This window comes from Paenibacillus ihuae, assembly GCF_001368795.1.
GTDB lineage: Bacteria > Bacillota > Bacilli > Paenibacillales > Paenibacillaceae > Paenibacillus_AQ > Paenibacillus_AQ ihuae.
Window position 1 is genome coordinate 63,113 of record NZ_LN831207.1, and the last position, 7,122, is coordinate 70,234.

The following is a 7,122-nucleotide window of genomic DNA, read 5'->3' on the forward strand; positions in this document are numbered from 1 at the left end:
TTTTTCGAGCACAGCTTTTTCTGCATCAAATGCGGAAATATGGCCTCTAGTAAGACATGCCCGCATCCGGCTGATCAGCATTTGACTCTGTCGGGTACGAAGGTGCGTGCGCTGCTGCGTGACGGTAAGTGCCCGCCTCCTGAATTCACCCGCCCTGAGGTTGCGGAGATTCTGATTGAAGGCATGTCCCAGGAAGTTACTTCCCAATAACCAATAATTTCAGAGCCAGTACTAATTGGCCTCCTTGTCCCATATAGATGAGTAGAATCTATCGGGACGAGGAGGTCTTTGCTATGTCTGGCCGAAAGGAAGATAAGGTCTCGGTCTGGATCACGTGGAGCAGTATTAAAAAAAGTATCCTGGGAGCTGTGCTTCTGGCTGTGATGATCGGCATAATAGCTTATGATATGCCTACCGCCAAGACGCTGAACTATTGGAGCCTGCCGCTGTCCGGTAAAATTATCGCCATTGATGCCGGGCATGGTGGCCCTGACGGGGGAGCGGTCAGCCGGGAGGGCTTGATCGAGAAGGATATCAATCTCTCCGTTTCCCTTTATCTGCGTGACTATTTGCAGCAGGCGGGAGCGATTGTGGTCATGACACGGGAGGGGGACTATGACCTGGCCCAGGAGGGGACTAAGGGGTATTCCAAACGCAAGACAGAGGACCTGAAGCAGCGGGTCAGAAGTATTGAAGAGGAAGGGGCAGACCTTTTTATCAGTGTGCATATGAACAGTGTGCCTTCTAACCGCTGGAGCGGAGCGCAGACCTTCTACTTTCCGAACAACGAAGGCAATAAGGCATTAGCCGGATTCGTTCAGGATGAGCTGCGGGGCACTCTTGAGAATACAGACCGTGTGGCGAAAACTGTGAATACGGTGTATCTGCTCAAAATGCTGAAAATGCCGGCTGCACTGGTTGAGGTGGGGTTCCTGTCACATCCCCAGGAGTCAGTCCTGCTTGGCGACGATGTGTATCAGCGGAAAGTGGCAACGGGCATTTACCGGGGGATTTTGCGGTACATCTCGGAGCAGCCCTGAGCGGGGACTACTCATCTGTAGAAGGGTAATGCTATAATAGACAAAAAAACCGGAGCCTTACCCGTCCGGAACGAAACAGAGGTGCTATCCATGCTGACCAAAGAACAAATTCAGGAACTTTTGCAGCCGCTCACAGACCCGGAATCCGGTAAAAGCCTTATTGATTTGCAGTTGATCCGCGACATTATGGTCAAAGAGGATAGAATATCGTTATCTGTCATCTGTCTTGAAGAAGATGAGACAAGCCGGATGGAACTGGAGCAGAGGGTGCGTGACCTGCTTACGGCAAGCGGAGTCTCTAATGTCCATATCCGGCTGCGCAATGCAACCGATTATGAGCGTTCTATTTTGCGCGGAGAGAGCTCTGAGGACGAGCTGGACACCGAACAGGGGGAAGGGCTCAAAGGACATGCAGCGGGTCTTGAGGGCCATGAATTGATCAATGAGAAGTCCGGTGTAAACTTCATTGCTGTAGCCAGTGGTAAGGGCGGTGTAGGGAAATCGACTGTGACGGTTAACCTCGCAGTGGCCCTGGCACGTAAGGGTAAGAGAGTCGGACTGATCGATGCCGATATCTATGGCTTTAGTATTCCGGATATGATGGGAATCGAGGAAGGGCCAATAGTTGAAGAGGGTACGATAATTCCTGTAGAACGTTTCGGAGTCAAAGTCATGTCGATGGGCTTTTTCATCCGTGAGAATAGTCCGGTAATCTGGAGAGGGCCGATGCTCGGCAAAATGCTCCGCCAGTTCTTTAGCGATGTGGGCTGGGGGAAGCTTGATTACATGCTGCTGGATCTTCCTCCTGGAACGGGCGATGTTGCGCTGGATGTACACCAGATGCTTCCGCACAGCAAAGAGATTATTGTAACCACTCCGCATGCCACTGCGGCCTTTGTGGCCGCGAGAGCGGGCTCTATGGCGCTGCAGACCGACCATGAGGTGCTTGGTGTCATCGAGAATATGGCTTATTATGAATGCTCCTCCTGTGGCAAAAAGGATTATATCTTCGGCCGCGGGGGCGGAGCAAGGCTGGCGGAGACACTGCATACGGAGCTGCTTGCCCAGGTACCGCTTGGCGCACCGGACAATCATATCTCTGAGCCCGATTTTTCGCCGTCTGTATACAAAGCAGAAACACCGACCGCACAGCTGTTTGCAGAGGTTGCCGATAAGCTGATTGCCAAATATGAACAATAAACAAAGCAATGCACATAAAAAGAGGCATACCCTAACATAAGGGGATGCCTCTTTAGTTTAAGACCCGGAATCGCCTTCGCCTTCCTGCTTAGAGCCGTCACTGCCGCCTCCGGATTCTCCTTCTTTTTCTCCGCCCTTTTTCTGAACCTTAGGCTGAAGCTCATCCTGTACAACTGTTTTAAGCAGACTTAGCACTTCCATGCGGAATAATGGGTTTTGCATGGCTTCCTGCATAATTGTCATGGATTGCTTACGGTAATCAGAGGTCTTAGTAAGGTCTAGAAACATTTTCATCATTTCAGGTGATTTCATGATTTCTTCAATGGATTTTTGATAAGTGGGATCCTTGATCAGCTGAAGATGAAGCTCTTTACTTTGGCTGTTGATTGCCTTAGCGAATTCACCGGCGAATGTCGGATCGGTCATGATTTTTTCGATTTCTTTTTGATATTCCGGAGCAGTGATTGTATCTTTAACTGCTATCCGGATTTGTTCCGTAGTTTGGAGCGGCATCATTTTCATGCTCATTCCGCTCACGCTGCCTCCTTCGGTGCCGGAACTTGAGCTCAGCGCTTCTTCGACCGCCTTTTTTCCTTCATCGCTTTTTAATATATCGACAACCATCGTCTTCATTTCCTTATATCCCATCTGGCTGGAAGAACTGCTCTGTTCCCCTCCGCAGGCTGTTAAGGCGAAAACCAAGCTTAATGCCAAGCCCCCTGACAACAAACTCCTCCACTTCATTGGCGCTGCCCTCCTTTATTAGGAATCCTGACTGTAGTATGCCGCACGGTCACACAGGTTATGTTACAGCGCAATGGTTTTTTGACGGCAACCTTGGTAAAATAAATCACACAGGGGAGGTGGAGTGGCTGAGTATAAGAAAATGGTATCATTTGTTCTGGACCACACTTTTAATTGGTGCTGCCACGGCTGTTCTGGCCGGATTGCTGCTACAGGTTGTAAATGGCGGAATTGAATTTAAAAGCACAGCGGATAAGCTCATTTACCCGCTAATCCTTCTTGGTTACGGGATGCTTGTTAGCGTTTACGCGCAGCTGGGGTTTTTCGCCTATCTGATCCTCAACTACATGGGCATCGGCGTATTTCCCCGCAAAGCTTGGCAGTACATACAATTAGTATTGGCTGTTCTGGCATTGCTTGAACTGGCCTTTCTGCGTACCTTTGTTGGGGGAGACAGGAATGGTGTATCTGATCTGATCCTGGGAATTGGGATTCTGCTCACAGCCCTTATAGTGTCCTACTTCAAAGTGCGGAGCACGAACACAACTGCCGCAGTTCCGACTTTTTTCTTTATGACAGCCATCACCATTGTAGAGACGGTAGGTGTACTTCAGATAGGCGTTGACAGTGCGACTGTTTTTATTGTCGTTCCGCTGATTGCCTGCAATGCATTCCAGATTTTAAGATTGCACCGCATTCTTAAGCCGAATCCCCCGTTATAATCGAATTACAGCGTAAAACCCCGACACTCCAAGGAGCCGGGGTTTTTGTACAGATATTAGTTTTTTCTTGTTCATTCCAGCAGCGATTAAAATCAAAACAAGAAGGTTAATCTTAAGGAACAGCTTACATAACATGCGCCTGAGATTTCACAGCCGGCCCTATCCGGAATCCGGCCAAGCAAAACTTTGAGGAGGGGCATATATGAACATTAAGCGTTATATGATAAAAGACACAAGTGATAAAATCCTGAGCAAGCTCGATCCGGATGAAAGCGGCGACTTTACTTCCAAAGAGGAAGCTGAGGTGAAAATGGAGAAGCTCAAGAAGCGCCTTGCCGAGCTGCAGGATATTCTGTTCGCACAGAAGAAGCACTCCCTGCTCGTGATTCTTCAAGGGATGGATTCAAGCGGGAAAGACGGAACAGTAAAGCATATTTTCTCTGGTATTAATCCGCAGGGCTTTATTGTTACGAGCTTCAAAAAGCCCTCACTGGAGGAGGAGGCTCACGATTTCCTGTGGAGAGTGCATATGAAGACTCCGCCGAAAGGCTATATCGCTGCCTTCAACCGCTCGCATTATGAGGATGTGCTGGTGCCGCGTGTACACGGAAGCCTGAAAAAGGATGACATGAAGCGGCGGTTCCGCTACATCCGCCAGTTCGAAGAAATGCTGGTGGAAGAGGGGACGACGATTATCAAGCTCTTTTTGCATATCTCTAAGGAGAAGCAGCTCCAGAAAATTCAGGAGCGGCTCCAGGATCCGACCAAACATTGGAAATTCGATGTCAGTGATCTGCAGGAGCGGCAATACTGGAATGATTATCAAAAGGCTTATGAAGATATTTTTCGTGAGACAGGCACAGAAGAAGCCCCATGGTATTGGATCCCGGCCAATCACCGTTGGTACCGCAATTATCTGGCTTTGGCTATCGTGGTGAAGACACTGGAGAGCCTTGACCTGAGTTATCCGAAGCTGGATACCCCCACACCAGAGATTTCGGAGCTCATATCCCCGCGCCACTGATAAAGATTCTGCCAGACAACTTGCGGTATTGTACGGTTTACGGAATTATAGTCCAGCGGCGTTTTCCAGCCCTTCATTCAGTGAAGCGGAATCCCTGACTTCTGTACCGTCGGCACTGCTCTGGCTGATCAATTCAGAGACCGTGACGAATTCATAGCCTTGACTGCGGAGATTCTCGATAATGAGCGGAAGTGCCTCATGGGTCTGTTTGCAGGAATCGCTGGCATGGAGCAGAACAATATCTCCAGGATGGGCTTTGCTGGTTACGCGCTTTACGATATTATCTACACCGATGTTTTTCCAGTCCAGGGAGTCGGTATCCCACTGGATGACCTTGTAGCCCAGATCGCTGGCCACCTGAAGCACTCTTTTATCAAAATCGCCATTCGGCATACGGATCAAATTCGGTTCTTTACCCGTTAACTCGGTTAAGACGGTATGAGCTGTAGAGATTTGAGTACGGATTTCCTCGTTGCTCAAAGTACTGTAGTTAACATGCTTATGGCCGTGGCTGCCGATTTCAAATCCTGCCTCTTTAATACTTGTAACAATTTCCGGGTGCGTTTTGCTCCAGGGTGAGGAGAGGAAGAAGGTGGCTTTATCCACTTTTTTGTCCTCCAGCACTTTTAGAATCGGTTCTGGCCTCTTTTCACCCCAGCTAATGTCAAAGGTTAAGGCGATCAGCTTCTTCTCCGTTGGTACACTGTAAATCGCAGACGGGGGCGTCGAATCCGAAAAAACGGTAATATTGCCCCTCTCGACATACACAACACCAGCGGCAAGAAGCGCAGCGGCAAAGATATAAATGAACCGTTTTATCTTTTTGCCGCTGAATACATAAAAAGAATTCATACTTGCAGCGCTCCTCTCCCATGCGAAATGGCTTGTTTGTTCTAAATGTATGCTCGTACCTACCGCTTATGACCTCATCTGTTTCACAAATCGCATTAATAACTTATAGGAGGAACCTATGTTTTCATTTTCAACATTTGTCAAAGATGTAGGCACAATCCGCAAAACCTTGCTGGTTGCGCTGATTCTATTCCTGGCAGGAGGAGTGCTCGGCTGGATAGGTACCGGAAGTCTGCAGAAGCTGCTCGCCCAGCAGTTAGAGGGATTAAGTGAGATCAGCGGGAATCTCAGAGATTCAGAGCACCCGCAGTGGAGTTTTTTCATATTTATATTTGCGAACAACAGCATCAAAAGTGTAGTGGTTATCTTTCTGGGTGCACTGTTCGGAGTCATACCGGCTGTATTCTTACTGATTAACGGAGGTGTTATCGGCTACTTGATTCATTTGTCAGCTATGCAGGGACAGGATTTATTTCAACTGATCGTAAAAGGACTGCTTCCACACGGAATTATCGAGATACCGGCAATCATCATCGCTTGTGCTTTTGGCCTTCATTTTGGGGGTAAAGTGGTGCTCAGCTTATTCAGCCCATCCCGCGGAAAAGAACAGAGAAGCCAGAGCTGGGCCGGGTTTATGAGGCAGACTTTTACAGCGTCGGTATGGATTGTAATCCTGCTGCTCATTGCTGCAATCATTGAAAGTACAATTACGTTGTCTCTTTTATCATAAAAATTCAGGGAAATGAGCATAACATTAAAGCCATTCGAATTTGGGGGATCCTGACAACACGACGCCAGGCATAAGAGGCGAGGCCATAAGGGAATTTTGGAGATTATGGTTATAGTTCTTATGCTCCGGTTAATTTAGTGTAACGGGTATATTCACAGCTTTTCCCATCAAATGGACTAACTTCTATCACACAAACAGCAGCGTTTTAGGTTTTGATCTTAAAATACCACGAAGGAGGCCAAGCATATGTTGGGAATGTTGTTCAATGAGAAGGAATGCAAGGAGCTGGACTATGTTTTAAGAAAAGAGCTTGACGAGATGCTCCTTGATCTAAGTGATCAGCGTTTGGACCAGAATATCAGGCATGCCATTGCCAACCGATATAAAACCGTATTCCGCATGTACGCGCGTTTTGCTCCGCAGAAAGAGTTGTCGAAGTATGCCTGGGGCGGCCGTACATCCCAGTTCAAACATTGAAATAATAAGCTGCTGCTCACAAGTTTGTGTGCTTGGCCATTAATTTAATCAAATAGGTTGACTAAAAGGGAGCGTCCGTGATACATTATATCTCGCGCTCCTTTTCGATGTTTGAATAGTAGCTGCACGGTAAGGAAAAATGAAAAATAACTTTTTTCAAAAAAACACTTGCCAAATTGATAAACACTGTGATATATTATGAAGGTCGCTGCTGAGACGCGGCGAAGTGTTAAAAAGAGAGATGTTGATCTTTGAAAACTGAACAACGAGTGAGTGGGAGATCACGAAAGTGAGATCCAAAATTAGAGAATGCAGATTCTCGTCAGATGTTTT

The 7,122-nt window shown here is 47.7% G+C and carries 8 protein-coding genes and 1 pseudogene; 7 read left to right on the top strand and 2 right to left on the bottom strand.

What is annotated here, in order from left to right:
* The 3 genes and pseudogenes from sat to AQR02_RS30290 form a co-directional block, all read left to right on the top strand.
* Positions 1–210 (top strand): annotated as a pseudogene (sat, locus tag AQR02_RS30280) (sulfate adenylyltransferase); the annotation flags it as partial.
* A gap of 83 nt (positions 211–293) precedes the next feature.
* A complete protein-coding gene (gene cwlD / locus AQR02_RS30285) occupies positions 294–1,040 on the top strand; it encodes an N-acetylmuramoyl-L-alanine amidase CwlD (RefSeq protein ID WP_054943991.1) in 747 nt (248 codons plus the stop codon).
* A gap of 90 nt (positions 1,041–1,130) precedes the next feature.
* Complete coding sequence (locus AQR02_RS30290; RefSeq protein WP_054943992.1) at positions 1,131–2,240, top strand: Mrp/NBP35 family ATP-binding protein; 1,110 nt, start codon at positions 1,131–1,133, stop codon at positions 2,238–2,240.
* A gap of 57 nt (positions 2,241–2,297) precedes the next feature.
* Here the strand turns inward: AQR02_RS30290 and gerD are convergent, their stop codons facing one another.
* Positions 2,298–2,984, bottom strand: coding sequence for a spore germination lipoprotein GerD (gene gerD, locus AQR02_RS30295; protein ID WP_054943993.1), 687 nt, complete (start codon positions 2,982–2,984; stop codon positions 2,298–2,300).
* 128 nt (positions 2,985–3,112) lie between these two features.
* Here gerD and AQR02_RS30300 point away from each other — a divergent pair, with 128 nt between their 5' ends.
* Both AQR02_RS30300 and AQR02_RS30305 read left to right on the top strand, forming a co-directional pair.
* Positions 3,113–3,706 carry a KinB-signaling pathway activation protein gene (locus tag AQR02_RS30300; protein ID WP_054944001.1) on the top strand — a complete coding sequence of 198 codons (594 nt, stop codon included), beginning with the start codon at positions 3,113–3,115 and terminating at the stop codon, positions 3,704–3,706.
* A 202-nt stretch (positions 3,707–3,908) separates the two neighbouring features.
* Complete coding sequence (locus AQR02_RS30305; protein WP_054943994.1) at positions 3,909–4,730, top strand: PPK2 family polyphosphate kinase; 822 nt, start codon at positions 3,909–3,911, stop codon at positions 4,728–4,730.
* A 45-nt stretch (positions 4,731–4,775) separates the two neighbouring features.
* Here the strand turns inward: AQR02_RS30305 and pdaB are convergent, their stop codons facing one another.
* Positions 4,776–5,582: a polysaccharide deacetylase family sporulation protein PdaB gene (gene pdaB / locus AQR02_RS30310; protein WP_054943995.1), complete on the bottom strand. Its 807-nt coding sequence runs from the start codon at positions 5,580–5,582 to the stop codon at positions 4,776–4,778.
* 118 nt (positions 5,583–5,700) lie between these two features.
* Here pdaB and AQR02_RS30315 point away from each other — a divergent pair, with 118 nt between their 5' ends.
* Entirely contained in the window at positions 5,701–6,312 is a 612-nt protein-coding gene (locus AQR02_RS30315; protein ID WP_054943996.1) for a stage II sporulation protein M, read from the top strand.
* Between the two features lie 246 nt (positions 6,313–6,558).
* Positions 6,559–6,789 (top strand): hypothetical protein, encoded by a 231-nt coding sequence (locus AQR02_RS30320; protein ID WP_054943997.1) that lies wholly within the window; start codon positions 6,559–6,561, stop codon positions 6,787–6,789.
* The last annotated feature ends 333 nt before the right edge of the window (positions 6,790–7,122 follow it).